A 2,512-nucleotide genomic window follows, 5' to 3' on the forward strand; every position below is an offset into this window, starting at 1 on the left:
TGGAAACGGAACGGCGTTCCGTATGGTGTTCCGGAACGCCGTTCCGTTTCCATGCCCTCCCGAGGAGAGCCATGCACTACCGCACACTGGGCCGCACCGGTATCAAGGTCAGCCCCTACTGCCTGGGCGCGATGATGTTCGGCGCCGACGGCAATCCCGACCACGACGACTCCGTCCGGATCATCCACAGGGCGCTGGACGCGGGCATCAACTTCGTGGACACCGCCGACTTCTACGGGCGGGGCGAGTCCGAGGAGATCGTCGGCAAGGCGCTGAAGGGCCGCCGCGACAACGTCGTACTGGCGACGAAGGCGCACCTCCCGATGGGCGACGACCCCAACGAGCGCGGAAACTCGAGGCGTTGGCTGGTGCGGGCGCTGGAGAACTCCCTCCGCCGCCTGGGCACCGACCACGTCGACCTGTTCCAGATCCACCGCCCCGACCCGGACACGGACGTCGAGGAAACCCTCTCCGCCCTCACCGACCTGGTGCGCGCGGGCAAGGTGCGGGCGGTCGGCACGTCCTCCTTCCCCGCGTCGGACATCGTCGAGGCGCAGTGGGTGGCGGAGCGACGCGGCCTGACCCGCTTCCGCACGGAACAGCCGACGTACTCGATCCTCAACCGGGGCATCGAACGCGAAGTCCTCCCCGTCTGCGAGCGCTACGGCATGGGCACGCTGGTCTACAGCCCACTGGCGGGCGGCCAGCTCACGGGCCGCTACCGCAAGGGCCGGACCGTCGACACCCGCCGGGCCGCCTACGGCTTCAAGTACCTCGGCGACGAGCGCCGGCTCGACGTCGTGGAGCAGGTGATCGCCCTCGCCGAGAAGGCGGACCTGTCGCCGACCCACCTGGCCATGGCCTTCGCGATTGCCCACCCCGGCGTCACCTCGGCGATCATCGGCCCCGCACGATGGCCCACCTGGACGACCTGCTGGCCGGCGCGGACACCGTCCTGTCCGACGAACTCCTCGACCAGATCGACGAGTTGGTCCCGCCCGGCACGGACGTCGGCACGCTCGACATGGCGTACGCCCCGCCGGCCGTCCAGCGAACAGGACTGCGCAGGCGGGTACTTGAGGAACGCACGGCGGCCTGACCTGCCGTCAGTCGCGTGAGCCGTGCCGACCGCCGAACGTGCTCCAGTCCAGGCCGAGTTGGTCTCGCAGAACGGTCTCGCCCGTCGCGGTGAGCCGGATCGCGCGGTGGGAGCCGATCCGTTCGATCCATCCGGTGTCGAAGAACCGGCCGCAGACAGCCGCCCCGGCGGCCCCGGCAAGGTGCGGTCGGCGCTCGGTCCAGTCCAGACAGCCGCGTACGGTCGGGCGCCGGGTCCCACGCAGCGCCTCGCTGTCCACACCCACTTGCCGCAGCCAGGCCAGACCGGTGGAGGTAAGCGTCCAGCCGTCATCGCGACTGAGCATGTCCTTGCTGGTCATGGCGTCGGTGATCGCCACGCCCAACGCTCCGGCGATGTGGTCGTAGCAGGTCCGGGCGCGGGCCAGGGCCGCCTGCGTCGTCGCGGCGCGCAGCGTATGCCGGCGCTCGGCCGGGGGCGGAGTGTGCGAGGCCAGCGTCTCGATCAGCTCGGCGATGTCGGTGCCGGCGAGCCGCAGGTAGCGGTGCCTGCCCTGACGTTCCTCGGCGAGTACGCCGGCGGCGACGAGCAGATTCAGGTGCTCGGTGGCCGTAGAGCGGGCGACACCGGCGTACCGCGCCAGCTCGCCGGCCGTCCAGGCGCGCCCGTCGAGCAGGGCCACACACATCGACGCCCGCGTGCGATCGGCGAAGACCGCGGCCAGTTCCGCCATTGCAGGGGCCGCATCAACACGAACACTCATGCTCTTCACTATCCACGCCGACGGTTCGGCCGGCACCGAACAGTCCGGCCCACACGATGGAGCCCATGACCCCGACAGACGAGGACGCGCACCGCGTCATCACGCCCAGCATCCTGTACTTCGGCACGCCCGTCGTGGTCCTGTCGTCCGAGAACGCGGACGGCAAGGCCAATCTCGCGCCGATCTCCTCCGCGTGGGCACTGGGCGATGTCTTCCTCCTGGGTCTCGGCGCGCATGGCCACACCGCCGCCAACCTCCGGGCCCGCCCGGAACTGGTGATCAACTTCCCGTCGCCCGACCAGTGGAAGCAGGTCGAGAGCCTCGCCCTGCTCACCGGCGCCGATCCTGTCCCGGCCGACAAGCCGGCCGGGACCGGACAAGTTCGGCGCGGCAGGCTGGCACCCGACCCCCTCGGAGCTGGTGCGCCCGCCCAGGATCGCCGAGTGCCCGGCCCAGATCGAGGCCACGATCAGCAGCCTGCGGCCCGACGCGTCGGATCAGTTCGTCGTGGTCGAAGCCGTGGCCGTCCGCGTACACGCGGATCCGGACATCGTCATAGACGGCACGTCCCACATCGACCCGACCGTATGGAGCCCCTTGATCTACAACTTCCGCCACTACTTCGGCCTCGGCTCACGGCTGGGGCGAGCGGGGCGGGCGGAGTACTGACG

At 70.3% G+C, this 2,512-nt stretch carries 1 protein-coding gene and 2 pseudogenes; 2 read left to right on the forward strand and 1 reads right to left on the reverse strand.

What is annotated here, in order from left to right:
• Positions 1 to 71 precede the first annotated feature (71 nt).
• Positions 72 to 1,099, forward strand: a pseudogene (locus tag JHN45_RS51635) (aldo/keto reductase).
• A gap of 7 nt (positions 1,100 to 1,106) precedes the next feature.
• On the opposite strand, the gene JHN45_RS51640 reads toward JHN45_RS51635, so the two are convergent.
• Complete coding sequence (locus JHN45_RS51640; protein WP_201056430.1) at positions 1,107 to 1,841, reverse strand: helix-turn-helix transcriptional regulator; 735 nt, start codon at positions 1,839 to 1,841, stop codon at positions 1,107 to 1,109.
• Positions 1,842 to 1,906: 65 nt separating this feature from the next.
• On the opposite strand from JHN45_RS51640, the pseudogene JHN45_RS51645 reads away from it, so the two are divergent.
• Positions 1,907 to 2,510, forward strand: a pseudogene (locus JHN45_RS51645) (flavin reductase family protein).
• Positions 2,511 to 2,512 lie beyond the last annotated feature (2 nt).

This window comes from Streptomyces sp. MBT53 (assembly GCF_016654115.1).
Lineage (GTDB): Bacteria > Actinomycetota > Actinomycetes > Streptomycetales > Streptomycetaceae > Streptomyces.

What these genes read in the sequence shown, in the direction of transcription:
- JHN45_RS51640 (WP_201056430.1), bottom strand. Translation starts at nt 1,841, where the DNA reads ATGAGTGTTCGTGTTGATGCGGCCCCTGCAATGGCGGAACTGGCCGCG.